The 26,103-nt window shown below is 62.9% G+C and carries 25 protein-coding genes and 1 pseudogene; 6 read left to right on the top strand and 20 right to left on the bottom strand.

The window, feature by feature from the left end:
• Positions 1-21 precede the first annotated feature (21 nt).
• Together ACZYSP_RS16265 and ACZYSP_RS16260 are read left to right on the top strand one after the other, a co-directional pair.
• Complete coding sequence (locus ACZYSP_RS16265) at positions 22-180, top strand: hypothetical protein (RefSeq protein ID WP_177192810.1); 159 nt, start codon at positions 22-24, stop codon at positions 178-180.
• A complete protein-coding gene (locus ACZYSP_RS16260) occupies positions 177-851 on the top strand; it encodes a response regulator transcription factor (protein WP_093078045.1) in 675 nt (224 codons plus the stop codon). The genes ACZYSP_RS16265 and ACZYSP_RS16260 overlap by 4 nt, the downstream gene beginning before the upstream one ends.
• Positions 852-870: 19 nt before the next feature.
• On the opposite strand, the gene ACZYSP_RS16255 is transcribed toward ACZYSP_RS16260, so the two are convergent.
• Positions 871-1,650, bottom strand: a complete 780-nt coding sequence (locus ACZYSP_RS16255; protein WP_093078044.1) for an IclR family transcriptional regulator — start codon at positions 1,648-1,650, stop codon at positions 871-873.
• Positions 1,651-1,816: 166 nt separating this feature from the next.
• A complete protein-coding gene (dusA, locus tag ACZYSP_RS16250; protein ID WP_093078042.1) occupies positions 1,817-2,818 on the bottom strand; it encodes a tRNA dihydrouridine(20/20a) synthase DusA in 1,002 nt (333 codons plus the stop codon).
• Positions 2,819-2,913: 95 nt separating this feature from the next.
• On the opposite strand from dusA, the gene ACZYSP_RS16245 reads away from it, so the two are divergent.
• On the top strand, positions 2,914-4,131 hold the full coding sequence (locus tag ACZYSP_RS16245) for a site-specific integrase (protein WP_489015358.1): 1,218 nt from the start codon (positions 2,914-2,916) through the stop codon (positions 4,129-4,131).
• Positions 4,132-4,181: 50 nt separating this feature from the next.
• Entirely contained in the window at positions 4,182-4,913 is a 732-nt protein-coding gene (locus ACZYSP_RS16240) for a hypothetical protein (RefSeq protein WP_489015356.1), read from the top strand.
• Between the two features lie 334 nt (positions 4,914-5,247).
• Here ACZYSP_RS16240 and ACZYSP_RS16235 read toward each other — a convergent pair whose 3' ends face one another.
• The 4 genes from ACZYSP_RS16235 to tnpB form a co-directional block, all read right to left on the bottom strand.
• Positions 5,248-5,406 (bottom strand): hypothetical protein, encoded by a 159-nt coding sequence (locus tag ACZYSP_RS16235; protein ID WP_489015354.1) that lies wholly within the window; start codon positions 5,404-5,406, stop codon positions 5,248-5,250.
• A gap of 47 nt (positions 5,407-5,453) precedes the next feature.
• Entirely contained in the window at positions 5,454-6,035 is a 582-nt protein-coding gene (locus ACZYSP_RS16230) for a plasmid pRiA4b ORF-3 family protein (protein WP_489015352.1), read from the bottom strand.
• 2 nt (positions 6,036-6,037) lie between these two features.
• Positions 6,038-7,600 (bottom strand): IS66 family transposase, encoded by a 1,563-nt coding sequence (gene tnpC / locus ACZYSP_RS16225; protein ID WP_489015350.1) that lies wholly within the window; start codon positions 7,598-7,600, stop codon positions 6,038-6,040.
• A 71-nt stretch (positions 7,601-7,671) separates the two neighbouring features.
• Entirely contained in the window at positions 7,672-8,019 is a 348-nt protein-coding gene (gene tnpB / locus ACZYSP_RS16220) for an IS66 family insertion sequence element accessory protein TnpB (RefSeq protein WP_489015348.1), read from the bottom strand.
• Positions 8,020-8,634: 615 nt separating this feature from the next.
• On the opposite strand from tnpB, the pseudogene ACZYSP_RS16215 reads away from it, so the two are divergent.
• A pseudogene (locus tag ACZYSP_RS16215) lies at positions 8,635-8,993 on the top strand (transposase); the annotation flags it as partial.
• Positions 8,994-9,235: 242 nt separating this feature from the next.
• Positions 9,236-9,520, top strand: a complete 285-nt coding sequence (locus ACZYSP_RS16210; protein ID WP_489015346.1) for a hypothetical protein — start codon at positions 9,236-9,238, stop codon at positions 9,518-9,520.
• Positions 9,521-9,703: 183 nt separating this feature from the next.
• Here ACZYSP_RS16210 and ggt read toward each other — a convergent pair whose 3' ends face one another.
• From ggt to ACZYSP_RS16140, 14 genes are all read right to left on the bottom strand, one after another.
• Positions 9,704-11,551: a gamma-glutamyltransferase gene (gene ggt / locus ACZYSP_RS16205; protein WP_489015605.1), complete on the bottom strand. Its 1,848-nt coding sequence runs from the start codon at positions 11,549-11,551 to the stop codon at positions 9,704-9,706.
• A 294-nt stretch (positions 11,552-11,845) separates the two neighbouring features.
• The gene (locus tag ACZYSP_RS16200; RefSeq protein ID WP_489015344.1) at positions 11,846-13,024 is read right to left on the bottom strand and encodes a PLP-dependent transferase; all 1,179 of its coding nucleotides are present in this window, start codon (positions 13,022-13,024) and stop codon (positions 11,846-11,848) included.
• A gap of 139 nt (positions 13,025-13,163) precedes the next feature.
• Complete coding sequence (locus ACZYSP_RS16195; protein ID WP_489015342.1) at positions 13,164-13,877, bottom strand: IclR family transcriptional regulator; 714 nt, start codon at positions 13,875-13,877, stop codon at positions 13,164-13,166.
• 73 nt (positions 13,878-13,950) lie between these two features.
• Positions 13,951-14,667, bottom strand: a complete 717-nt coding sequence (locus tag ACZYSP_RS16190; protein ID WP_369652104.1) for an ABC transporter ATP-binding protein — start codon at positions 14,665-14,667, stop codon at positions 13,951-13,953.
• Positions 14,664-15,422, bottom strand: coding sequence for an ABC transporter ATP-binding protein (locus ACZYSP_RS16185; RefSeq protein WP_489015339.1), 759 nt, complete (start codon positions 15,420-15,422; stop codon positions 14,664-14,666). Before ACZYSP_RS16185 ends, ACZYSP_RS16190 begins: the two co-directional genes overlap by 4 nt.
• Positions 15,419-16,381, bottom strand: coding sequence for a branched-chain amino acid ABC transporter permease (locus ACZYSP_RS16180; protein ID WP_489015337.1), 963 nt, complete (start codon positions 16,379-16,381; stop codon positions 15,419-15,421). The genes ACZYSP_RS16185 and ACZYSP_RS16180 overlap by 4 nt, the downstream gene beginning before the upstream one ends.
• Positions 16,374-17,231 (bottom strand): branched-chain amino acid ABC transporter permease, encoded by an 858-nt coding sequence (locus ACZYSP_RS16175; RefSeq protein ID WP_489015335.1) that lies wholly within the window; start codon positions 17,229-17,231, stop codon positions 16,374-16,376. The genes ACZYSP_RS16180 and ACZYSP_RS16175 overlap by 8 nt, the downstream gene beginning before the upstream one ends.
• A gap of 7 nt (positions 17,232-17,238) precedes the next feature.
• A complete protein-coding gene (locus tag ACZYSP_RS16170; RefSeq protein ID WP_489015333.1) occupies positions 17,239-18,438 on the bottom strand; it encodes an ABC transporter substrate-binding protein in 1,200 nt (399 codons plus the stop codon).
• Positions 18,439-18,491: 53 nt separating this feature from the next.
• Positions 18,492-19,955, bottom strand: coding sequence for an FAD-dependent oxidoreductase (locus ACZYSP_RS16165; protein ID WP_489015331.1), 1,464 nt, complete (start codon positions 19,953-19,955; stop codon positions 18,492-18,494).
• Between the two features lie 39 nt (positions 19,956-19,994).
• A complete protein-coding gene (locus ACZYSP_RS16160) occupies positions 19,995-21,473 on the bottom strand; it encodes an aldehyde dehydrogenase (protein WP_489015329.1) in 1,479 nt (492 codons plus the stop codon).
• A 306-nt stretch (positions 21,474-21,779) separates the two neighbouring features.
• Entirely contained in the window at positions 21,780-22,721 is a 942-nt protein-coding gene (locus ACZYSP_RS16155; RefSeq protein ID WP_489015327.1) for a LysR family transcriptional regulator, read from the bottom strand.
• A gap of 170 nt (positions 22,722-22,891) precedes the next feature.
• The gene (locus tag ACZYSP_RS16150) at positions 22,892-23,734 is read right to left on the bottom strand and encodes an ABC transporter ATP-binding protein (RefSeq protein WP_489015603.1); all 843 of its coding nucleotides are present in this window, start codon (positions 23,732-23,734) and stop codon (positions 22,892-22,894) included.
• A gap of 11 nt (positions 23,735-23,745) precedes the next feature.
• Positions 23,746-24,597 carry a nitrate ABC transporter permease gene (gene ntrB, locus ACZYSP_RS16145; protein ID WP_489015325.1) on the bottom strand — a complete coding sequence of 284 codons (852 nt, stop codon included), beginning with the start codon at positions 24,595-24,597 and terminating at the stop codon, positions 23,746-23,748.
• 2 nt (positions 24,598-24,599) lie between these two features.
• Positions 24,600-25,958: a CmpA/NrtA family ABC transporter substrate-binding protein gene (locus ACZYSP_RS16140; protein WP_489015323.1), complete on the bottom strand. Its 1,359-nt coding sequence runs from the start codon at positions 25,956-25,958 to the stop codon at positions 24,600-24,602.
• Positions 25,959-26,103: the final 145 nt, after the last annotated feature.

The raw sequence follows: 26,103 nt of genomic DNA, 5'->3' as shown, positions 1-26,103 counted from the left end.
CTCAAGGGCAAACGACAGGAAATGAAGTACCTCTCCAGCTTTGCAGTTGCCCACGCCGCGGTGCTCGCGATGGTGGTCGGCGTCTTTCTGATGGACGGTTGCGCGCACAGGCAACCCGATATGTCCCCGAATGCTCCAGCCGCGCTGGCTTCGACACCGGCAAAGGGTTCCAACCCATGAATGTCCTGCTTCTCAGATCCGGAAACGGAACGCGCGACGAACTTGGCGGCGTGCTCGGACGATGTGGCCTGGCTGTCGACGTGATCGACTCCCGCGATGCCGACGCGTGGCTCTTCACAGGTAAGCCGTACGCACTGATTCTTCTCGATGCCGCGCAACCGGCCGCCGCGCACGTGGCGATACGCTCCATTCGCCGCAGCAGCAGTGCCCCGCTGCTGGTGCTGACGCAACGAGACCAGGTGGCCGACCGTCTCGAAGGACTGGCGCAGGGCGCGACCGAGTACCTGGTCAAGCCTTGTGCACCGGCCGATCTGGTGGCGCGAGCCTGGGCGCTGGCGTCAGGCGGTCATGGTCCGGAGGCGGCCGTCCTGCGGCTGGCGGACCTGGCCATCGATCGCGCGAGCGGCAAGGCGTTTCGTCAAGGCGTCGATCTCGGCCTCAGTGCCACGCTGTTCGAGCTTCTGGACGCGCTGATGGCACGCAGAGGCCAGGTGCTGTCGCGCGCCGAGCTGATCAAGGCCGCGTGGGGATCAAGCACCGGCGAGCGGGACAACATGGTCACGGTCGGCATCCTCAGGCTTCGCCAGAAACTGGACGATCCGTTCGACCTGAAGCTGCTCCACACCGTGCGCGGCGAGGGCTACGTGCTGGCGCTACGCAACGACCACTAGGACCGGACGGCCCTCAGTTCTAGGTCGACGTACCGGTTTCCCCGACGAGACGCTGCGCCGTCTCCAGCAGCAGCGGCGCGATGCGCACAACCATCGTGTCCTTGGGCAGAAGATAGGCGGGGCCGCCGCAGCTCACGGAGTAGCGCTCGCCGCGCGGGCCCTCCAGGGCGAAGCCGATGGCGTGGATGTGCGGATTCCATTCGCCAAAAGAGCCGCAGTAGCCCAGCCGGTCGTACTCGTCGAGGCTGGCCATCAGGCCAGCCTCGATGGCGCTCCAGCTTTCCCCGCTTTCGGTCCGGATCTGCTCCAGCAGTTCGGCTTTTTCCGGCGCGGGCAGCGCCGCCAGGTAGGCGCGCCCGGCGGCCGAGGTGGCGATGGCCATGCGCGTGCCCACCTCGATGCGCGAGCTGATGACCACGGAACGCGGCCGCAGCGAATCGATGACGAGCATGTCGAGCTCGTCGCGCACGCCCATGTGCACGCTCACGCCGGCCGACTCCGACAACGCCGCAAGGTGCGGCCGCGCCACCGTGCGCAGGTCGAAATGGCGCAGGTAGCGACTGCTCATGTCCAGCAGCGCCGGGCCGAGGCTGAAGCGCTCGCTGTCCTGCGACTGTCGCAAATACCCCGCACTCACCAGCGTGGCGGTGAGCCGCGACACCGTGGCCTTGGGGATGCCCGTGGTGTCTGCCAGTTCGCGATTGCCTATCGGTGCCGATGCCATGCCGATGACCCGGAGAAGGGCCAATCCCCTGGCGAGCGCACTTACTTCTTCTTTGCCGCCAATCGCGTCATTCATGTATCCAAACCTTTTTATGTCCCTGATGCTCCTCATTTTTCAGCAAAAAACGGTTGACGCGCCACTTATCGTGAAGTAGCGTTTTTTGGAACAACGTTTCAACTGAAAATTTGCGGGCCGTGACAGGCCCGCTTCCCGGGGAGAAAGCGCGTGATGCGCTTCGGGTTCAGGCGGCTTGCGCGACAGGTTCGCGCGCCATCGCCATCACCTCGTGCGCAGGCAGCGTCTTGAGCCGGTGATCGCTCCAGACCTGGCGCCAGCGGCGCGCGCCCGGCAGGCCGTTGCGCAGGCCCAGCATGTGTCGCGCGATCGACCACCACTGCGTGCCGTGCTCGGCCGCCTCGCGGGCCATGTAGTCGCACATCAGCGACTCGACCTCTTCGCGCGTCAGCGGCTGTGCTTCGGCGCCGAAGAACTCGGCGTCCCATTCGGCCAGCCACCAAGGGTTGTGATACGCCTCGCGCCCGACCATCACGCCGTCGAGCAGACGCAGGTGTTCATGCACCTGCGCGTTGACCGAGATGCCGCCGTTGATGGAAAAGCACAACGCCGGAAACTCGTGCTTCAGCCGGTGCACCAGTTCGTAGCGCAGCGGCGGAATCTCGCGGTTCTGCTTCGGGCTCAGGCCCTGCAGCCACGCATTGCGCGCATGCACGATGAAAGTCCGGCAGCCGGCCTCGCTCACCTGGCCGACGAAGTCGCGCACGAATTCGTAGCTCTCGATCTTGTCGATGCCGATGCGATGCTTGACCGTGACGGGCACGCTCACCACGTCGACCATCGCTTTCACGCAGTCGGCCACCAGTTGCGGCTCGTTCATCAGGCAGGCACCGAACGCGCCGCGCTGCACGCGCTCGCTCGGGCAGCCGCAATTGAGGTTGATCTCGTCGTAGCCCCACTCTTCGCCGAGCTTCGCGCAATGCGCAAGGTCAGCCGGCTCGCTGCCGCCGAGCTGCAGCGCCACCGGATGCTCTTCAGCGCTGAAGCGAAGGTGACGGGGCACGTCGCCATGCACCAGCGCGCCGGTCGTCACCATCTCGGTGTAGAGCAGCGCGTGGCGCGACAGCAGGCGATGGAAGTACCGGCAATGGCGGTCCGTCCAGTCCATCATAGGAGCGACTGAGACAATTTTCTCTTTTAAATTCAACGACTTAGCGATATCATTCATACACTTAGAACCCCGCGTGTGCACGCTCGTGTGCACTCCAAAACGCCCGAATACGCCCCATTTCGCCCTGTCAGTGCACACATAGCGCACACGAAATGCCCACCTTCAAGCAGCTTCCGTCCGGCAACTGGCGCGCGCAAGTCCGCCGCAAGGGTGTCTACGCGAGCGAAACCTTTCGACGGCACAAGGACGCCCAGGAGTGGGCTCTCGCAACCGAGCGCCGCATCGATCTAGGCGAGCCCGCCACCCGTTCAAAGGTCAAGGACCCGACCACCTTCGGCGACCTGATCGATCTGCATGTCACCGACATGAAGGAAGTGCTGCGGGCGCCTCGGCGCTCCAAGGCCTTCACCCTCGATGCGCTCAAGGCGAAACTGGGCAAGCTGAAGCTGAAGGACCTCACGCGCGAGCGGCTCATCCAGTTCGGCAAGGACCGCGCCAAGGAAGGTGCCGGCCCCGTCACCATCAGCATGGACATCGGCTACATCAAGCTGGTAGTTTCTCACGCGGCGGCCGTTCACGGCGTTCGCGTTCAGGTAGAGCCCATCGATCTGGCCCGCATCGCGCTCAAGCGCCTGGGCCTGGTCGGCAAGGGGCGGGAACGGGACCGGCGCCCTACCCTCGACGAACTGCAGGCGCTTGCCGGCTATTTCGCCAGCAATTCGCGGCAGATCATCCCCCTGGGACGAATCATGCGGTTCGCGGTCGCCACAGCGATGCGCCAGGACGAGATCTGCCGCATCCGATGGGAGGACATCGACGCCAAGGCCCGTACTGTGATCGTGCGTGACCGGAAAGACCCACGAGACAAGAACGGCAATGACCAGAAAGTGCCGCTGCTCGATATCACGGGATTCGATGCCTGGGCCATTCTCGAGGAGCAGAAACCGTTCTCCGGGAACAGCAGCCTGATCTTTCCGTACAACGGCCGCTCCGTCGGTACCGCCTTCCGTCGGGCCTGCAAGGAATTGAGGATCAAGGACCTCAAGTTCCATGATCTACGGCACGAAGCAGCCAGTCGCCTTTTCGAGGCCGGGTTCACCATCGAACAGGCTGCGCTTGTGACCGGGCACAAGGACTGGAAGATGCTCAAGCGATACACCCATCTGAGGCCAGAACACCTGCGCGGCGTCAGGCCTAAGCACATGCCACCTTCGCTCGATTTACCCACTGGCCCCACGCCCGCAGACATCGCGTTGGGTGCGTGGAGCAACCCCGAGCGCCGTGCCCCGTCGCCCAACTCGGCCCACTCCTCGCAACTTGTAAATCCACATCATGAACATGAAGTCCTCGGCCTGAGCGCTTCAATCTAGTTTGACTTTGGATCGTGCCACTTCAACAGACGCTCTTCTATCAATCACACTTGGCCGACTTGCACCAAGTCCTGCTTGCCCATGAAATCACGCAAACCTACCTGACTGGCACGCGCGTCAGATTTGATGGCGTTGAGCTGGGGCCTACAAACAGTTTTGACTTCGCTTTCGGAACCTTGTCGACGCTGGAGTTCGTCCACCTGTTCTCCGTTTTCGACGGCAGCCGCGTGCACGGACAAGCCGAGAGACGGCCGGGGCGCGACGATGCGCCGCCCGGCATGTACTTCACGGTGATCAACGCCAAGGTCATTCAGGCGGGCCACAAGAACAGATTGGGGATCTTCAGTGAAGAGACTGGCACCGCGGGTCTCTTCATCGAGGGAATCCACATCGACCATTTTTTCCTGGACAAGCACCAGACGCCCCACGGTCTGGGCGCCATTGCTTTCACCTTGGGTGCCATCACCGCCCATTTGGCCGGGCTGGACGAAATCTCGCTGGTCGCCGCGGGCGGCAAAGGGTTCCAGGAACGCCACGTCGGGTTCAAAGTCTGGCCGAAGCTTGGTTTTGACGCCGCGCTCTTGCCAGAGGAGCAGCGCAGTGCGCCGCACCTACAGGGCTGTCATACCGTCCAGGATATTCTGGACGTCGATCCGGGATGGTGGGAGGCGGAAGGATCACAGCGCCTGATGACCTTCGATCTGCGGCCTGGCAGCAGGTCTTGGCGCAAACTGCTAACCTATACAGGTGAGAAATTCTCTGTCGGAGGTCCCCATGACTAGCCCCACAGCCATCAGGAAGCCCGCAAAGGCAGCCACGGCCGCGCCCGGCCGCGTTTTCAATGTCTCAAGCAAGGGCATTCCGCGCGTGACAACCCAAGTCAAGGCGAAGATCGAGGCGGCGGCACGGTCTACAAACACCAAGCGTCGTGATTTTCCAGAGTTGGCCTCGGACTCGTAGCTCGCAAATTCGGCGTCCGAATTGCTGGAGGCGCGGCTCCTGGTCACCTTTTGAAAGCCTGCTGTTGATGAAATAGCAGGCTTTTTCTCCTTCTTTGCTCGAAGGCTGTTGGTAAGCGAGCGCCCAAGCCCTCTTGACAGTCGAACCTCGTAGCGACTACAGCAGATCGCTCTCGCCGTCGTTGACCTCGTCGATGAAGAGGTCGTCCGACCAAGCCATCACGGCGCACGAGCATGGCCAGGCAGGTGCTTCCGTCGGCCGCTGTGGCAGCGCACTCGTGAGGCGGCAGCGCGCCGATGCTGATGTCACCGCCATTGGCGATCAACGCCTCGATGTTCTTCGTCGATTGCGCCATGGCAGCGTCAGAGCTTGATCGCGGTCAGGCGGTCCTTGACCTCGGTGGAATCGAACGCCTTGGGATCCCAGGTCTCTACACCGATCCATTCGGCAAAGTTCTCGTGCTCCGGGTCATCGGGATCGGCCATGGCCTGGACGAAGTCGACATAGCCTGGAATGCCGCCGCAGTCCTCGGGCGGCGTCGCGCAGGCGCCGCCGGCGCAGAACGGCAGGGGCAGCAGCGGATCCGGTGCGAGCTTCTTCTCGACCCTGATACGGCGGCCCCAGTAGTCGCCGAAGTCGTAGACGTAGCTCACGGTCGACCGGTTCAGGGCAGTGGTCAGTCGCTTGCTCTCGCTGGTGATCGAGCCAGGATCGTCGTACATCGGATCGGGCGTTCCATAGCGCTCGCCGTCGCCCGCGATGAACTCGTGCAGGTGCGAGTGGCCCCATCCGAACGCGGCCTGGATGACCAGGTGAAGCTTGAGCAACGTGATCGTCTCGGGCACCAGCACGCGGCGCCAGACCTTGGGCTTCGTGCCGCGCAACTCGATGTGCAGTTGCAGGATCGCCGGGGACGTCTTGATCCGATGTACCTTGGTCGCCATGCTCAGGCTGCTTCTCGTTGGTCGTCGGCGCGTCGGCCGATGTTCCACGGCAGCAACTCGTCGATGCGGTTGATGGGATGGTCGGCGATGCGCGTCAGCACATCGCGCAGATAGGCCTCGGGATCGATCCCGTTAAGCTTGGCCGTCTCCACGAGGCTGTAGATCGCCGCAGCGCGTTCGCCTCCCGCGTCCGACCCCATAAAGAGGTAGTTCTTGCGGCCGAGGATGACGCCGCGCAGCGCGCGCTCGGCGGCATTGTTATCGATCTCGATGCGGCCGTCGTCGACGTAGCGCGTCAGCGCCTTCCAGCGTGTGAGCGAGTAGCCGATGGCGGCGGCGATTTCCGACTTCGCCGACACGCGGCCCACCATGGCGCTCAGCCAGGCGTGCAACTCGTCGAGCAACGGGCCTGCGCGTGCCTGGCGCTGTCGTCGTCGCTCGTCGGGCGGCTGGCCACGGATGTCAGCCTCGACAGCGTACAAGGCAGCGATGAGCTTGAGCGCCTGCTCGGCCACCGAACCCGGCGCTCGTCCCAGACTCAGGTGCAGATCCCACCACGGTCGTCTCGCGTGAGCCCAGCAAGCGGCTTCCTTGACACGGCCGCCGCCGTACAGCTTGCCCCAGCCACCGTAGGCGTCGGCCTGCAGGATGCCAGTAAAGTTCTTAAGGTGCGTCTGCGGATGCTCGCCCTTGCGATCGGGAGGGTATTGGAACCAGACAGCAGGTGCGTCCTGGCTCGCTGCCGGGCGATCGTCTCGCACGTAGAACCACAGCCGCCCTGTCTTCGTGCGCCCGCACCCCGGGTCGAGGACACCCACCGGCGTGTCGTCGGCATGCACCTTCGCACCCGCCAGCGCGTAGCGCCCGAGTGCGGCCCGAGGGGGGCGAGCAACTCGTCGCCCTGGCGACCCATCGACCATCGTGGAGCGATCAATGAACACGCCATCGCGAGCGTAGATGCCGCTCTGCCTGTACAGGGGAACGTGGTCGTAATACTTCGACACCATGACATGCGCAAGGAGCGCCGGCCCGGCGACGCCACGCGCGACCGGCCGCCTCGGCGCGGCGGCTTGGAAGATCGTCTCGCAGGCCACGCACGCAAGCTTCGGCCGGACATGGCAGATCGCCTTGAAGTGCGCGGGAACGTATTCGAGCTGCTCGGAGACGTCCTGGCCGATGGGGCGCAGTCGACCACCGCAAGCGATGCAGCCGCACTGCCGACTGTTCGCGTCATGGTGGTCGGCAGTCGTCTCGGGGCGATAAGTCTTCGTGTCGCGCGGCAGGTGCGCCGGCAACTTGCGATCGGGCTCTAGCGCGTTGGCACCATCCTTCTTCGGGGGCGTCCTGGATGCCAGAGGTTCATCCAGTGGTTGGCCTTCGATCAGGGCGATCTGAGGGCTTTTCAGCTGTTCGCTGGAAGCCCCGAACCGGGCACGATCGCGCCGCAGTACCTGCAGCTTGAGCTTGTCGATCAGCAGCTTGAGTAGCGCCACCTCCGCCTCGTACGCCTCGACGACGCGCAGCAGCGAATCGACGGTGTGGGGCGGGGTCGAAGTGGTCGGCACAGGGATCTATTGTGCTCGGCTCAACGGGCCTCGACATCGGGTCCACCCCCGAGCCGAGTTCATGCAGTGGTTCAGGCTGCGAGTTTCGGCTCGCGCGTGCGCATCGGCATGCGCCAGTCAATGCCTTCGAGGAGCATCGACAACTGCGGGGGCGTCAGCGACACACTGCCAGACGCTGCCTGCGGCCAGACGAAGCGACCGCGCTCCAGCCGCTTGGACAGCAACATCAGTCCCTGACCGTCGAACCACAGCACCTTGAGGATGTCGCCGCGTCGACCGCGGAATACGATGACGTGACCGCAGAACGGGTTGGCCGCGAGAGCGGTCTGCACCATCGCGGCCAGGCCGTCGAAGCCCTTGCGCATGTCGGTGTGGCCAGCGAGGATGCACACGCGCGTGTTGGCCGGCGCGCCGATCATGCGGCGCCGCGCAGCGACTGCAGAATGCAGAATGCAGAATGCAGAATGCAGAATGCAGAATGCAGAATGCAGAATGCAGAATGCAGCGGAGGGTCGCCTCATCGACAACACCGCGCAGGCGAACACGAGAGCCTGCGATGTCGATCTCGATCGAGCCGGTTGCGGGGCGACTCTCCGGCGGCGCCGGTGTGGGCGCGACGACATTCGACTTCTTGTGGCGCCTCGATCGATACCGGCAGCAGCACGGGCGTTGACGGCCCCGGGGTGTGCTCTGCCGACTTGCGGTGCGCGCGGCACCAGTGAACAGAAGATTCGCGTTGATGCCGGCTTCCAACGCGATAGCCGATACGGACGCACCGGGCAATAGGCTCCGCGCAACCAGCTCGCGCTTCAGTTCCGGGCTGTGTTCGCGCCGCCCATGGGCGCCTCGAGTGACTCGATCGTTCATGATGTGCATTACCGCCTTGATGCACACCATCGCAGGTGCGCTCGATCAAACGATCGTGCTCATCGGCTGGCGATCTCAACAGAGGGCCCTTGGGCACCGCTTACGGCTGTTGATGGGGGTGCGGACAAAAACTTGGACTACTAGGAGGTAGTTCATGTATTGGTCAATCGATGCTGGATGCAGCCATCGAGAAGTGGCCGAAACCACTGACCGGCCTGTGGATCACTCCGATCGGGGCGGCCACTACCGCTGGCCAGGTTGGCTAGCAAAAATGAGCGACGCGAACTTCACTCGCTCGACGTCTCGCAAGGCGTGCTCACCTGATAACGCAGCTTGCGAAGGCTTCTTCGGTCGGCTGAAGAACGAGCTGTTCTATCCTCGCGACTGGAAGAACGCCATCATCGAGCAATTCATCGAAGCGATCGACTCGTACATACGCTGGTACAACGAGAATCGGCGGATCAAGATCTCTCTTGGCTCTCTCAGCCCTATCGAATACCGGGAGAGCCTTGGACTTGCGGCATAAAACCAGTCCAAGTTTTTATCCGGACCCCCTCGGGTCAGAGATCGATGGAATCCAACAGCCTGCTTGCTCTTGTCTAGCGCCTTGGTCAAATCGGCGTCTTTGTCGTCGGGCGAGCCATGGCACACCCTTCAGTCTGAAATCCGATGTTAGTTGGCACACGTAGCAACGACTCAGGCGCTTGTGCAAGATCAGGCTTTTGGCCTACATCATCAACTCAGCCGCCACGTATAACCGTTCACAACTTGCAACCTATCGCAACACGTCGGATTGAGCAACGACGCTCCAACGCCATTTCGCTCCAAACGGTTCTCATCGAGGACAGCAACACCATCAGGGAGGCTCTGATCCCGGCACTGGCTGACCTTGCCGAGGCAGAAGTTGTCGCCGTTGCCGAGACCGCAAGCGAAGCTGTCACAGTCCTGGAAAAGCTTGGCGATACCTGGGACTTGGCTGTTGTCGACCTCTTCCTGCGCGAGGGTTCGGGCCTCACGGTATTGCGAACTTGCAAGGACAGGGCCCCGCACTAGAGGATGGTTGTCTTGACGAACTACCCCACCGACGAAATGCGTCGTCGCAGTCTGGAGTTAGGCGCCGATGCACTGTTCGATAAGTCGAATGAGCTCGACCAGTTTTTTGATTGGTACCTGCGCAATGACATTCCGCGGTCGGCTTGCTCATCCCCGCCCCAGGTATAAGCCCACTAGCCCGAACTAGTCCCCCCGTGCGACGCCCTCTCGTCGTGGGTCCGCCCCACCGGCCCAGACAACTGAGCCGTCCGGCCTCGTGCGACGCATGATCGCCTGGATCCCGCTTGTCATTTCAATCTGCGCCACGTCGTGGCCTCGGTCCTTGAGCGACTGGATCAGACCAGGACTGACGAGCCCGGCTTCGACTTCAGTGGGACCATTTCTGCTGCCGAAGTTCGGCATGTTGATCGCCGCTTGCACGTCCATATCCCAATCGAGCAGCCCGATCAAAGCTTTCGAAACATATTCGATAATCTGCGAGCCACCAGGCGAGCCCAACACCGCAACTAGCTGGCCGGACTTCTTGTCGAATACCAACGTGGGCGACATGGACGAGCGGGGTCGCTTCCCGGCCTCAACGCGATTGGCGACAGGCCTCCCGTTCTCGCTCGGCTGAAAGGAAAAATCAGTCAGTTGATTGTTGAGCAGAAAGCCCCCCACCATGATGTGCGACCCGAAATACGCCTCGATGGTGGTCGTCATCGAGATCGCACCGCCGAAGTCGTCGACAGCCGCAACATGTGAAGTGGAAACACGCATCGGGGATCGATCCGGGGCCAAGGCGGCCGTCGTCCCCGGAGGAATGCCCGCTTCCGCCTTGCCCATGCTCTTCGGACCTATCAAGTTTGCCCGCATTGCCAAGTAACGCGGATCCGTCAGACCTTTCAAGTTGACAGGAACGAAATCCGGATCGGCCACGTAAAGATTGCGATCGGCATACGCTAAGCGGCCTGCTTCAGCAATGATGTGTAGCGCATCGGCGTTAGGTTCTGAACCAGCTGCAGAGGTGACGACATTGGGCTTCAGTGTCTCGAGCGAGTATCGTGGATCTTTGATCGCAAGAGCCTGCAACGTACCGAGCATCTGGGCAATCGCAATGCCTCCCGACGAAGGAGGAGGCATACCGCACACGTTCCATTTCTGATAATCGCTGCAGATCGGGAATCGCTCCACTGCGCGGTATCCACTCAGGTCTGCTAGGGACAGGGTGCCGCTGTTTCTGCTGGCATTGACTTGCTGCACGATCTCGCTCGCAATCGACCCCTCGTAGATCGCCTGAGCTCCGTCCCGTGCGATCGTGCGCAACGTTTCTGCCAGTGCAGGATTGCGCAAAATTGTGCCGACCGCCTTGGCTTTGCCGTCCGCCGTAAGAAAGTAGCCGGCCATGGCCGGGGACTGCGGTATGAACTTGTCCGCGACGATCTGCATATAAAGACGCGGGGAAATCGGGAATCCCTTTTCGGCAAGCTCAATCGCCGGTTTAAACAGCCGCGACCACCGTAGCTTCCCATGCTCGCGATGTGCGAGCTCCAGAGCACGCAGGACCCCTGGCGCACCAACCGATCTGCCGCCGATCTGTCCCTCGCTAAAGGTCATCGGCGTACCATCGGACCGCAGGAACAGATTCCCGGTGGCACCTGCGGGGGCTGTCTCGCGGCCGTCATACGATTGAACCCGTTGTCCGTCCCAGTACATGATCAACGCCCCACCGCCGATACCGCTTGCTTGAGGCTCGACCAGCGTAAGGACCGCCTGCATTGCTATCGCAGCGTCTATAGAAGACCCGCCGGCGCGAAGCATCTCACGTCCCGCCTCGGACGCGAAAGAGTTAGCCGCGGCTGCCATGTGTTTTGCAGCAAACGTGGTTGTAAGACCGGTGCGATACCCCGAGGCCACTTCGGGAGCTGCGGGCAGACTCGCAGTGCCGCCTTGAGCAGAAGGAACTGGACCCGTTGCTGGCCGTGAAGATGACGGACCCAAATCAGGCGGGCTCGAGCACGCACAAAGCGCGCATAGAGTGCCCGCAACCACCGCGATCGAGATGGCTCGCCACCTGCTCGCATCGAATGGGAAATACTTGGACGATGGTTTCAGCAACCAACTTCTCTTTTCAGTCATCTGCTAGCCTCTTCAACAATTTTTTCGGAATCAAGGCTCCGCTGGCTTCGCGTCGCCGGGATGTTGTTGAACCTGGTACAACTGGGTACTGTGGCGCGGTCTTTAACGCAGTTAGCCATATGACCGACCTACGCGGCACCGCGTAAGTTCTTGCGGCCGACACACCCGACCTTCAGGGAAGCTGCCTCCGGCTCTGCGTCTGCGTGTCTATGCAGCCAACGCCCAGGCCAAAGCCTGTGCCAGATCCTCCCGCAGATCGTCAACGCCCTCCAGGCCGACCGAAAAGCGCAACAGGTGTCCGGCATAGCTCTGCTTGCCGCTCCGGATGCTTTTCATGTCATAGGGCATGACCAGACTCATGGGGCCGCCCCAGGACAGACCGATCCCGAACAAATGAAGACGGTCACAGAAGGCATCGACTTGTGCGGGACTGCGGGACTCGTCGATGAGCACCGAAAAGAGGCCGGCAGCCGCACTGCAGTGTGTCGCCCAGTGTTCATGCCCTGGACAGGATTCCAGCGCCGGGTGCAGGACCCGGCTGATCCCCTTTTGCCTGGCCAACCATGAGGCGAGTGCCCGAGCCGTGGCGTCGTGCAGGTCGTAACGCGCCTTGATGGACGCCAAGCCCCGCAGCACCAGTTCTGCGTCGTTGGCGCCCACGCCCATGCCCAGGTCCAGGTAGGCGACGCGGAGCTTGTCATGCAGTTGGTCGTCGTTGGCGATGATCGAGCCCATCAGGACATCGGCACCGCCTGAAGGGTACTTAGTCAACGCGTGAACGCTGATGTCCACACCCATCTCGAACGGCGCGAATGCGATGCCCGCCCCCCAGGTGTTGTCGAGCGCCACAATTGCGCCTGCGCTCTTGGCCGTTGCCACCAGTGCGCGAAGGTCCGGAAATTCCATGGTGATCGAGCCTGGCGCCTCGACCCAGGCAAGCTTGGTACGCACGCTGAGCTTGGCCTGCAGATCGGCAACATCCAAGGGGTCGTAGCACTGATGGGTGATCCCCATCTGCGATAGAGTCGCACGTGCATGGCGCAGCGAGGGCCCATAGACGTTGGTGGGCAGAAGCACCTCGTCGCCACTCGACAGCAAAGCGAGGTTGACCGAGGCGATGGCTGCCTGCCCGCTCGGGCAGAGCAGGCAGTGCCGACCGCCTTCGAGCGTGCAAAGACGCTGTTCAAGGGTATACGTCGTCGGCGTGCCATAGAGGCCGTAGCTGTACCCGTCACGGTGGCCGAACGCCTTGGCTCGTTTGCGCACCGCTGCCACGTTCGGGAACAAGACGGTCGAGCCCTTGAACACGCCCGGCGGAACCGCCTGGTAGCCGGCCGGTGGAACGTAGCCGTGGTGGATCAGTCGGGTGCTGATGTCTTGAGACATGGCGGGAACTCTTCTGCAGGATCAGGAGCTTCAATGTATCGGAACATGAAGCCGCCGCCCCGTCGTCGCACTGGGCAAAATCGCACATCGGGTTGCGGCGATGTGGCAAGGACAATGCAGACCCGCATCACACGCGCAGCTAGGGCGCGGTATCGAACCACTTGGCGTCACCACCAAATAGGTCAGTCAATTTGCGCGCCCCGGCGAAAAGCGCCTGAAGCATCGGCGCCTGATTGACGTTCTCGAAGCGATAACGCGGCCCGGAAATCGTCAGCGCTCCTACCAGCTGCCGATTCACGCTCAGCACCGGCACCGACAAGGCCGCGATCTCCGCGTCGTACTCGCCGAACGAGGCACAAGACATCTCGGCGCGGATACGGTCGAATTTCTTTCCGGCCTTTTTCTCACCAAAAGCCAAAAGCACCTGCGGGGCGGCGCCTTTGTCGATTGGCAAGCGATCGCCTTCGCGGATGGCATCGCGGATCATGCGGGCCGAGTCGACCCGATGAAGACACACCGCGTGCTCACCGTCCCGGATGTAGAACGATGCGCACTCGTAGGTGGCTTCGACCACTTCGCGAAGCACCTCGGGGACGTGTTCCGAAGTGCGACACTGCCGCTGGTAGATCGCACCGAGCCGCAACGGCGCTGCACCCAGCTGAAAAGATCCGTCAGCTAGGCGCTTGAGATAGCCCGTGCGCTGCAGCGACTCCGCCAATCGCAGGATCGTGCTCTTGTAGAGCCCCGTACGGCGCGCAAGATCGGCGAGCGTCAACGCATAGTCCAGCTCGTTGAATGCGTCGAGCAGGCTCAGGGCTCGTTCCACCGCGCTCACACCGGAATCATCAGCCATCGAATGCCACCCAGAAGAAGATCGATCGAGTTTAGCGCGACCCTTCTGGACACCACAGACACGTAGACCACTCTCAATGTGCGTCGACGTCCAGGCCCAGGAACCGTTCGAGCACCGAGGCATCGGCATCAAATTCTTCAGTTCGGCCTTCGTAGACAACAACGCCTTCCTCGAGAATGTAGTGGCGCCGGGCGAGCGCGCGGCAGACTGCAAAGCTCTGCTCCACCAGCACGATCGAGATGCCCGATACGCCGACGCCTCGAATCAGTTCCGTGAGTTCATCCACGATCACGGGCGCAAGGCCTTCCGTCGGCTCGTCGAGCAGCAGCAGCCTGGGCCCCTGTACCAACGCCCGCGCAATGGCGAGCATCTGTTGCTCGCCGCCGGAGAGCGCACCGCCGAGGTTGCGTCGACGCTCGCGCAGGCGCGGAAACTCGTCGTAAACACGCTCCAACGTCCACGCCGCATGCTTTCTCTGTGCGATCTGCAGGTTCTCCTGCACCGACAGCAAGGTGAAGATGCCCCGATGTGCGGGCACCAGCGAGATGCCGCGGCGCGCGATGTCGTCAACCGCCATGCCTGCGAGATCGACGCCTTCGAAGCACACCGACCCGGCATGCGCACGCAGCAGCCCGACGATCGTACGCATCGTCGTCGTCTTGCCCATGCCATTGCGCCCGAGCACGCTCACGATCTCGCCTGCATTCACATGCATCGAAACGCCATGCAGCACATGGCTCTTGCCGTAGGACGCATTCACGTTCTCCAGCACCAGAATGGCCTCACTCATGAATGACTCCCCAGATAGACCCGGCGCACCTGGGCGTTCTCTCGGATGGCCGCAGGTTCACCTTCGGCAATCACGTTGCCTTGGAACATGACGGTGATGCGATCGCTGATACCCATGACCACGCGCATGTTGTGCTCGACCAGCAACACCGAGTAGCGCGCCTTGAGCCGCTGCAGCAACTCGGTGATGCGGGGCACGTCCGCAAGGCCGAGTCCAGCCAACGGCTCGTCCAGCAACAGCAGGCGAGGTCGGGCGGCCAGGCACATGCCGATCTCCACCACGCGCTGGACACCGTGTGCGAGTGCAGCGACAGGGGTCGCGGCATGGCGCGTCAGCTCCAGCTCGCGCAGTACGTCCATGGCGATGTCGAGCCTTTGCGTCTCGCGCGTCCAGTTGCTCCAGAACCTGTAGGAGCGCGACGGCTCGACGCCCATCGCCGCCATCTGCAGGTTGTGCAGCACGCTGCTTTCGCCGAACAGGCTCGTCACCTGGAAGCTTCGCGCCATGCCGCACCGGGCTCGCCGATGCGCTCCGGAGCGCGTAATGTCCTGCCCCTCGAAGATCAAGCTGCCACGGCTGGCCGGCAGGCGCCCGCTGACGATGTTGAAGAAGGATGTCTTGCCTGCGCCGTTCGGACCGATCAGCGAGTGCAGGCCGGTCGTGCCCAGTTCGATATCGACCTTGCCGACAGCAGTGAAGCGGCCGTAGTCGAGACCAAGCCCGTGCGCAGCCAGGAAGGGGTTGCTCGCGGTCATGCGTGATCTCCTGCATGCACGCTGCGCCGGGCCCGCCAATGCGCCCAGGCGCCACCGAGTCCGCGGGGCGCAAACAGCACCACGGCAATCAGCACGAAACCGACGATCAACTGCCAGCGGGGCCACAACTGGGACAGCTGCTCAGCCATCAAGGTCATCGCGAGCGCGCCGAAGGCCGCGCCAAGAAGCGACCGGCGTCCGCCGAGGATTGCCATGATGAGTATGGTCTCGGAGGTCATGAGGTCGATGTTAGACAGCGGCGCCGAGCGCAGTTGCAGCGCGTAGAGCGCGCCGGCCAGAGCGGTGATGCCCCCGGAGAGGCAGAAAGCCAGCAGCTTGAGCTTCTGAACGTCGTAGCCGGCGGTCTGCGCGCGCACCTCGTTCTCGCGCACCGCATCGAGTGCACGGCCGAAGGGCGAGCGCACCACGAGGCGCAAGAACGCGATCGCAAGCACGAAAACCACAGCGATCAACGCATACTGGCCAGCGCCTTCGCCGACGATGCCCTCGAGGCCCGTGGCGGGGCGCGGAATGTCGAGCAATCCGTTCTCGCCGCCGGTGAACTGGGGGAATGACAGCGCGGCAAAGTAGGCGAGCTGCGCCATCGCGAGCGTGATCATCACGAAATAGATGCCACGCTGGCGAATGCTCAGCATGCCGATCGCCAGGGCCACGACCATGCCGGCCACGATGCACACGAGCAGCGCCGCCATGCCCGCGCCCGGCGCCACCTTCAGCACCATGCCGATGGCATAGGAGCCCACGCCGAAGAAGCTGCCCTGCGCGAAGCTCAACAGACCGGCGTAGCCCAGCAACAGGTTGCAGGCGGCCGCCGCAATCGCGAACACCAGCACCACGCCGGCCGTGGCCGTCGATCCCATCACCAGCGGCATGGTCAGCGCAAAGGCAGCCAGCGCCAGGCAGAACAGGCCGGAAGAATGTTTGATCTTTTCAAGCACGGCCGAACAACCCCTTGGGCATGACGAGGAGGATGCCCGCCATGACGATGAAGATGGCGAGACGCGCACCCTCAGGCCAGATCGCGCTCATCATGCTTTGCGTGACGCCGATGATCAGTCCGCCCACCAAGGGCCCGCTGAAGCTGCCGATGCCGCCGAGGACAACGACGACGAAAGCGATCACGATCGCCTCCGCACCCATCGAGGGATCGGCGCCGCGCAGCGGTGCAGCGAGGCCGCCCGCCAGTCCGGCCAGCCCTGTTCCCAATGCGAAGGTCAAGGCATAGACCCTGTTGACCCTGATTCCGAGCAGGTTGAGCATCTCGGACGATTCGTTGCCCGCGCGAACCCGAGCGCCGAACAGCGTGCGTTCGAAGAGAAACCACAGCCCCAACCCCACCACCGCGCAGACCCCAAAGATGAAGATGCGGTAGACCGGCACCGGATAGGCGCCGAGCATGAACACCCCGGCGAGCATGTCGGGCATGGGCACCTGCTGCGACTCGGGTCCGAAGATCATCACCACGCCTTCGGTCAGGATGAATGTCAGGCCGACCGTGATGAGGATCTGCGACTCGTGCGGCATGCGATAGGTGCGGCGCAGCAGCCAGCGCTCCGCCACCACCCCGATGACGGCCACAGCCGCGAACGACGCGGCAAGGCCGAGCAGGAAGCTGCCGGTTTGCGCAGTGACGAACATCGCGGTGTACGCCCCGATGAGGAACAGCGCACCATGCGCGAAGTTCACGAAGCCCAGCAGCCCGAAGATGATGCTCAGGCCCACGGACAGCAGGAAGTAAACCATGCCGACCCCGAGCCCATTGAGCGCCTGGAACAGGTAGATGTTCATGGCCCGCTCACACCAGCTTGCAATCGGACTCTGCCTGGGGAACCAGCGCGCGGGACGAGGACAGGATGTCGGCGTAGTCGTCCGCGTCTTTCATCGCCGCTTTCTTCTTGCCGCGCACCAGCAAGTAGTTCTTGGACACCTGGTGATCGAAGGGGCGGATCTGCTCGTCGCCCGTGAGGCCCTGGTAGCTGTGGCCTTCCAACGCCTTCACGATCGCGGCGGGCTCGTCGCTGCGGGCGCGCTTGGCGGCGTCGAACATCAGCGTGGCGACCTGGTAGTCGGCGGCCGAGTAGAAGCGCGGGTTCTCCTTGAACTCGCCCTTGTAAACGCGCACGAAATCCTTGTTCGCGGGGGTCTCCAGCGTATGCCAGTACTGCAATCCGAAGTACATGCCGTCGGTCACGTCGGCGCCGAGGGCCTGGAATGTGTCGAGTCCCGAGAACCACACGACCACCACAGCCATGCGCTGCTTCAGGCCGAAGGTCGCGGCCTGGCGCAGCAGGTCGAGCGTGTTGGCGCCGAAGTTCAGTACCACCAGCACGTCGGCGCCGGACCCCATGGCGTTGCCGAGGTAGCCCGAGAACTCCTTCTCGGCCAGCGAGTGGTAGCTGTTGCCCACGTGTTCCAGCTTCGTTTCCTGCATCACCGCCTTGGCATTGCGCAGCAGCGCTTCGCCGAACACGTATTGGCCGGTGATGGTGTAGACCTTTTTCCACTTGGGGTTCTGCTGGATCAGAGGCCGCATCACCGTGTTGACCGCGCCGTAGGTCGGCAGGCCCCAGCGGAACGTGGAGCGGTTGCAGTCCTTGCCGGTGACTTCGTCGGCACCCACATAGGTGATGTAGACGCCCTTGTTCTTGTCGATTTCCTTCATGATGGCCAGGGCTTCGTTCGACAGCGCGGCGCTGCCGAAGTGGCGCGCCTTGTCCTGGTCGATGGCCTGCTGCACCTTGCGCACCGCGATGGCGGGGTTGCCTTCGCTGTCGATCTTGCGGTAGTCGATGGGCCGGCCCAGCCCGTTGCCGAAGGCCGTGACAGCCGCGCGCACGCCAAGATCGCTGTACTTGCCGCTCGTGGCGAAGTTGCCCGAGAAGGCGTTGACGCTGTAGTAGCTGAAAGGCCTGGCCTGTGCGATGGCGAAGCGCGGCAGCATCAACGAGCCGGTCGCGGCGCTGCCAGCGACGGTGAGGAAGGAACGACGGTCCATGGTTTGTCTCCGTTAGGGTTTTTTGTAAGGGATGTGCGTGCCGCTTTCGCAGCTCAGGCCAGCTGCGCGGCTGCGGCATGCTGGCCCACGCGGCGGCCGAAAACCAGGCCCCGCAGCACCGAGGTCGAGCCCGTGTAGACCTGGTGATAGATGCCCATGGTTTCGCCTGCGGCATACAGCCCCGTGATGACCCGGCCGTCCTGGTCGAGCACCTGTGCGTCGCTGTTGACCTTGAGGCCACCGAAGGTGAAGCAGTTGGTGGAAATGATCGGGTAGGCCTGGAACGGGCCCTTGTCGATCGGCCGCGCCCAGTGGCTCTTGCGCACCGCCAGACCGGTGGTGGCGCGGTGGTCGACGTGCAGCGGATCGAAGTCGTCCTGGTCTTTCGGGCAAGCCGCATTGAACTCGTTGACGGTGCGCGCGAGGCTGTCCGCGGGCACGCCGATCTGGGCGGCCAATGCCTCCAACGTGGGCGCGGTAATGGAGGGCTGGTCGGAGCGGATGCTGGTTCGCCAGCGCGGGATGTCCTCGACCTTCGCGTCGAAAATCACGTAGCTGATGCCGTCGGGTTGATCGGCAATGCAGCGTGAGATGTTGTCGTAGTGCGCGTCCACCGTGCCAGGGGCCTCGTCGGTGAAGCGGTGCCCGTCCTTGTCGACCAAGATGCCGTAGGGATAGATGAAGACCACTGCTTCGGCCATCTTCGAGCGTGGGTCCACCGGCTCCGCGTGGTACGAACCGTACTCGCCGGCGGGCGCCGCGCCGGCATCCAGCGCCATGCGAATGCCTTCGCCCTTGTTGTAGTAGCCGCCAATGGCCACAGGGCGGATGTGCTTGCTGCGAAGTCCTACGTAGCGGGTCATCATCTCGGGGTTGCCCTGGAAGCCGCCGCTGGCGAGCAGCACCCTCTTGGCGCGCAGCACCTCGCGCACGCCGTCGGGACGGATCGCGACGACGCCATTCACGGCGCCCTCCTCCCCGCGCACTAAGTCGATCGCAGTGGTCCGATATCGAATCTCGCCACCCAGCGCGAGTGCCTTCGCGCGCAGGGTTTCTATCAGCGCCAATCCTCCGCCCATGGCCGCGATGCGTGTGGTGTTCTGCGTCAACAGATAGATTGGCTGGGGGCCGAACTTCATTCCCAGTTCTTTCAGCCACGCCAGCGTCGATGGCACCGACTGTGCGAAGGCCGAGATCACTTCCGGATCGGGCAGCGAATGCGCCTTTGCGAAAGCCGGCTGAAGCGCCGCGTCGTCCGTCAATGCGTTGAGCACGTTGGGATCGATGTTCCAGCCAGCGTTATGAGCGAAATGCTCTTCGAAGTCGTCCGAGACTTCCGAGTCGTTCTTCATGCGCATGTAGGCTTCGGTCCAGCGCGAGTTGCCGCCGAAGTGCTCTTCCTCCGAGCGCTCGAGGTTGACGACCTTGAGGCCCGCTTCCAATGCAGTGACCGCGGCCGAGAGGCCCGCGACGCCGCAGCCGACGATCAGCAGGTCGGTTTCCATCTTTGAATTCATGTTGTCTCCGGGGGTGGCGCGCAGGCGCCGGGTTGGGGGTCAGCCGAGCACGAACGCGTTGGTGCGCGACGGTTGTGTGGTGATCCAGACGCTCTTGCTTTGCAGGTATTCCTTGATCGCGTCGACGCCGCCCTCGCGCCCGATGCCGCTGCGCTTGTAGCCTCCGAAGGGCGTGGTGAAACTGGTGGCGCGGTAGTTGTTGACCCACACCGTGCCGGCCTTCAACCGGTCCGACATGTGGAACGCACGATGCAGGTTCTGCGTCCATACGCCAGCTGCGAGACCGAACTGGGTGTCGTTGGCGATGCGCAGCGCATCGGCCTCATCGTCGAAAGGAATCACCGAGAGCACGGGTCCGAAGACTTCTTCCTGCGCAATGCGCATGTCATTGCTGACGCCGGTGAAGATGGTGGGCGCCACGAACTGGCCTTGTCCGTAGCCTTCGCCGGTAAGCGCGTGGCCGCCGAGCACGCACTGGGCGCCGCCGTCCTTGGCGATCTCGATGTAGTCCAGGATTTTCTGGAACTGCGCTTTTGTAGCGATGGGCCCGACCTGGGTTTCCATCTTTGCCGGATCGCCCACGATGGCTTTGCTTGCCACATCGATCAGCATCGCGACGAAGCGGTCGTGAATGCCGCGCTGTACCAGAAGCCGCGAGCCGGCCATGCAGGTCTGCCCGGCCGCACCGAAGATGCCGGCCACCGCGCCCATCACGGCCTGGTCCAGATCCGCGTCGTCAAACACGATGTTGGCGGACTTGCCACCGAGTTCGAGCGTGACCTTCTTGAAGTCCCTGGCGGCAATCTCGTTGATCTTCTGGCCGGCGGCGTCGCCGCCAGTGAAGGCCACCTTGGCCACCAGGGGGTGGCTCACGAGCGGCTCCCCCACTTCAGCGCCGAAGCCGGTAATGACGTTGAAGACGCCAGGCGGGAAGCCCGCCAACTTCACCAAGGCAGCCAGTTCCAACAACGAACTCGACGTGTACTCCGAAGGCTTGATCACCATGGTGTTGCCTGCTGCAAGTGCCGGGGCAATCTTCCATACCGTCAGGGCGAGCGGAGAGTTCCACGGTGTGATCGCCGCGACCACACCCAGGGGTTCGTGCTTGACGTAGTTGAAGACGCCGGTCTTGTTGATTGGCACCACCGCGCCCTGGACCTTGTCTGCCAGGCCCGCGTAATAGTGGAACCACTGCGCAACGTTCTGGACTTGCCCGCTGACCTCTGCGATGAGCTTGCCGTTGTCGCGCTGCTCGGTCTGTGCCAGAACCTCGACGTTCTGGCCCACCAGGTCGGCAAGCTTGCGCAGCAAGGCGCCACGCTGCGTTGCCGTCAGATCGCGCCAAGCGGGTGCTTCAAGCGCGTCATGCGCAGCGCGTACCGCGAGTTCGACATCTACCACCCCGCCTCTCGGAACCTCGGCCCAAGCTTTGCCAGAGTAGGGCTCGGTCGATTCGAACCAGACACCGGAGGCCGGGTCGATCCATTCGTTGTTGATGAACAGCTGGTATCGCTTCATGCGCATGTCTCTCGTGTGTCGATGTTCGAAAGTCTAGAACAATTCTAAAATAACAACAAGCATTCCGCTCAGCAGAACGCCAAGAACGTGACAGCCGTGGCTGCGATCAACCTAGTCGTTGTCATCGATGGTCGTGTTCTCGAGGGAAAGCGCTTGGTTCACGCTGACGCAACTTGCCGGGCACGAGGATGAGCCAGATGCTGCAACCGAACCCGTCGCGGGGTTCTGCATTGGCGCCACCGCAGCGTTGCTGAAGACACCGTTGCAAGCGAGGAACGCTTGTCAACAGGCTTCTATCTCACCAGCTTAGCCGCGTGGCTCCGCGTCCGCAGGGCCGTTGAGCCATTCCTGCTTCGACTCGAAAAGCCGCCGAAGATACTCGGTGACGGCCCGGATCCGGGCCGAGTATTGGAGGTCATGGTGCACGCTCACCCAGAGCGTTCGCATCACCCTTGCCGTGTCGGCAAGCACGGGCACCAGCGTGTCCTCCTTCACCACGGAAAACTTGGGAAGCAGCACCAGGCCCAGCCCGGACGCAGAGGCCGTCATCTGCGCCAGCATGCTGTTGGACTGAAAGCTCATTTGAGGCCGGGTGATCAGTTCATCGAGCCAGCGTACGGCGTCGAGTTGGATCAGGTCGTCCAGATATCCCACGAACTGATGCTTGGGAAGGTCAGCCAGACTCGCAGGTGTTCCGTGCTTCTCCAGATAACTCCGGGAGGCATACAGATACAGCGCGAACGAGCCCGCTGTCTCGCATGCCAACCCTTGGCCGATCGGTTTAAAAAAGCTGACGAAGACATCGGCTTCTCTGCGGCTCACATTGACGATGGAAGAAGAAGTCACCAGTTCCACCCGCAGCTTGGGGTACTTGCACAGCAGCGATTCGAGATGCCGAGCTACAAAGGTGGTGCCGATCCCCTCCATCATGGCCACACGCACACTGCCTGAAGGCTCTCTGTCGGTTCCGCCGAGTTCCTCCTGCAGCGACAAGACCGCTCGCTCCATGTTCTCGGCCTGGAGGGCGAGGACATGCGCCAGTTCGGTGGGTTTGAGTCCGGCGCGGTGACGCTCGAAAAGTGGGCCGCCCAGACACAGCTCCAGCTGCGAGAGCCGGCGGCTGACCGTGGAATGATCGATGTGAAGCCGCCTGGCCGCCTGGGAGAGGCTCCCGGTACGGCTGATATGCAGGAACAGGCGCACATCGTCCCAATCAAGGTTGGCGAGGGGTACCTTCTTGGTCGTCATGCGGCCTTCTCGTGCGTTGTCGTATGCAATCCTCCATCGGCCTGGCCGGTCGGTGGCTCCTGGATAGCATTTCACATCGAGATGCGCAATACAAGGGAAAGCGCGGCCGAGCGTGGCCGCTTCTCAGTCCGGGCACAGTGCCTTGGCGATGGAAGATTGCCAAGTTGAATTCAGTCCGTCAGCTGCTCGACGTGCGCCTGGCGCCGGTACAGAAAGTCCATCAGTGCGCGCCGGCACTCTGCATAGGTCGAGTCGGTCGCCAGACTGACGCGATCGCGCGGGCGCCCGATGGGCACGTCCAGGATCTCCCCGATCCGTGCCGCGGGACCGTTGGTCATCATGACGATGCGATCCGCAAGGAGCACCGCCTCGTCCACGTCGTGCGTGACCATGACGACGGTGCTTTCGGTTTTCTCGACGATGCCGAGCAGCTCGTCCTGCAACTTGGCGCGCGTGAGCGCGTCGAGCGCGCCGAAGGGCTCGTCCATCAGCAGGACCTGCGGTTCCATCGACAGTGCCCTGGCGATGCCGACGCGCTGCTTCATGCCGCCTGAGATTTCGCTGGGCTTCTTGTGCGCGGCATGCGCCAGGCCGACCATCTCGAGCGCCGCCTCGGTGCGGCGATCGACCGCGGAAGCAGACTCGGCACGAAACACACTGCACACGGCCATGCGCACGTTGTCGAAGCAGCTGAGCCACGGCAGGAGAGAATGGTTCTGGAACACCATCGCCCGCCGAGGTCCCGGTCCCCGGATGACCTCCCCGTCGCATGAGACGGTTCCCGCGGTCGGCGATGCCAGCCCGGCGAGCAGATTGAGCAGCGTGGATTTGCCGCAGCCGGAGTGGCCGATCAACGCGACGAACTCGCCTCTGCGGATCTCCAGATTGATCTCGCTGAGCGCAGGAAATTCGCCGTTGGGCGTGCTGAAGGTCTGCTGCACACCGCAAACCCGCAGGAACCCGGGCGTTGCGGTCGAGGCAGTCGAAACAGTTGAGAAAGCTGGCCGCAACATCGTCTGACCTTTCATTCACGGAAGCTCAGCTGCTTCATCAATGCGCCCAGCAACTGGTCGAGCACCAGGCCAACAATGCCGATCATCACGATGGCGACGATGATGCTGGAGATCTGCAGGTTGTTCCATTCGTTCCACACGAAGAAGCCGATCCCACTCTGGCCCACCACCATCTCCGCCGCCACGATCACTAGCCATGCGATGCCGATCGAGATGCGCATGCCCGTGAGGATCATGGGAACTGCTGCCGGAAAGACGATCTTGCGCGCGCGCTCCAGCGGCGTGAGTCCGATGACGCGGCCGACATTGGTCCAGTCCTGGCGCACGCTCGCGGTGCTGTACAGGGTGTTGATCAGGATGGGCCAGATCGAACAGATAAAGATGATGAAGATCGCCGAGGCGCCGCTGTCCTTCAGCGTGTAGAGCGCGAGCGGCATCCAGGCCATCGGGGAGACGGGTCGCAGCAGTTGGATGAAAGGATTCAGCGCCTGGCCCAGCCATGGAACCAGCCCCAGCAAGAAGCCCAGGGGAACGCCGACCAGCACGGCCAGGGCGTAGCCGCTGAACACGCGCCTGAGCGAGTCGAGCAAGTGCCAGGCAATGCCCAGGTCGTTCTCGCCATTGCGGCGGAATGGATCCGCAAACAGTTCGCCGGCGCGCTTGAACACATCGATTGGCGTCGGAATGGCCGAACGCTCCACAGACGCACCCGGGCTCTTGCCCATCAGCTTGTCGTAGTCCGAAAGCTCCACCGGCGCGCTGCCGCCGCCGCTGGAGGCGAGTGCCTGCCAGACCGCCAGCAAGAGCAACCCGATGGCCAAGGTGGCCAGCCAGGAGCGTGAGGTCGAGATCGCGCTATGCATGATCACGCCTTGCCTAGCGACTTCAGATAGTCGGCGGGACGGTCGGAGTCGAAGCTCTTGCCCAGAATGGTTTCCTTGCGGAATCCGACCTCCGGTGCCTTGCCGCCGCGTTCCTCGATGAGACGCTTTGCATCGGTGGCCAGCATGACCTGCCGGGCGAGTCCCTTGTAGTCCAGGTCCTCCTTGATCATGTTCCATCGGCGCATCTGGGTCAGCAGCCAGACCGCGCTCGAGTAATGAGGAAAGGGTTGGAAGTCGATGCGGCGCGGCAGGGTCTTCACGTTGCCGAGGCCATCCGCATACCTGCCGGTGAGGACCTGGTTCACGACCGTTTCTGGTTGGTTGAGATACTGAGGCTGGGCAAGGATCTTGGCCATCCCCGTGCGATTGGCAGGCTCGGACACATGCAGGCTCGCCGCGATGATCGCGCGGTAGGCCGCCATGAAGCTGTTCGGATGGGTCTTGATCCAGGCCTCGGTTGCCGTCACCGAGCAACAAGGATGCTCCGGCCAGATCTCGCTCGAGACCAGGTGAATGAAACCCGCGCCTTCGTACACGGCGCGCTGGCCGCCTGGCTCGCCGCCGAAGAAACCGTCGATGTTGCCTACCCGCAGGTTGGAGACATACTCGGACGGAGGCACGACACGGTAGGACACGTCCCGGTCCGCGTCCAGCCCTGCCGATGCGAGATAGTGCCGCAGCTGGAGCATCTGATGGGATTGCTCGAACGGCACGGCAAACCTGAAGCCTTTCCAGTTCTTCGGGTCGCGGTTGTCCTTGTGCTTCATCGCAAGGACCAGCGAGTTGCCGTTCTGATTGAGCACCGTCATCACACGGGCCGGAATGGGAGCGCCGCCGATGCCGGCCGACATGGCCAGCGCAACGGGCATCACCTGCTGGGAGATGTCCAGTTCGCCGTTGACCATCTTGTCGCGGATCAGCGCGATTCCGGCGATCTTCTGCAGGCTCAGTTCCAGCCCCTCGCGCGGGAAGAGTCCGAGCTGCTCCGCATAGATCAACGGCGTCGCGCAGGTGATGGGCAGGAAGCCGACAGCGAGCCGCTTTTTCTCCGGGGCGCCCTTGCTGTTGCGCTCCTGCGCGACGGCGGCAAGCTGGGTCAGCGGCGTGAGCGCCGTGAGTGCGGCCAGCGCCCCTGCCCTCCCCAGCGTTTTGACGAATGCCCGCCGCAGGCCGCGCTCGGGAAAGAGACCGTGCAGCATGCCCTGGGCCATGGCGCCGGCCAGCGCATCATCGGCATTCGCAGGCTTTTCCGCGAGGCACTCCTTATCGTCGCCGTGGGTGCTGCCACATGCGCAGGGGCCGGTGCGGGAAAGGCGAACATACTCATGTGATGGGTCCATGGGCCCTCCGGTGGGTTGAACGGATCAGGTCCGCGACACGGCAATGGTGAGCATGTTCCGCACAAGTAGCCGCTGGGAAATTCACAACCCGCTGTGCGCAGATCCTGCATGGCCCGTGGAGCCTGCAAAAACGCACCTCTTGTTG

The organism is Variovorax sp. F042 (genome assembly GCF_057814215.1).
Note: the sequence above shows the minus strand (reverse complement) of the source record. Positions and strands in the feature narration are given on the sequence as shown.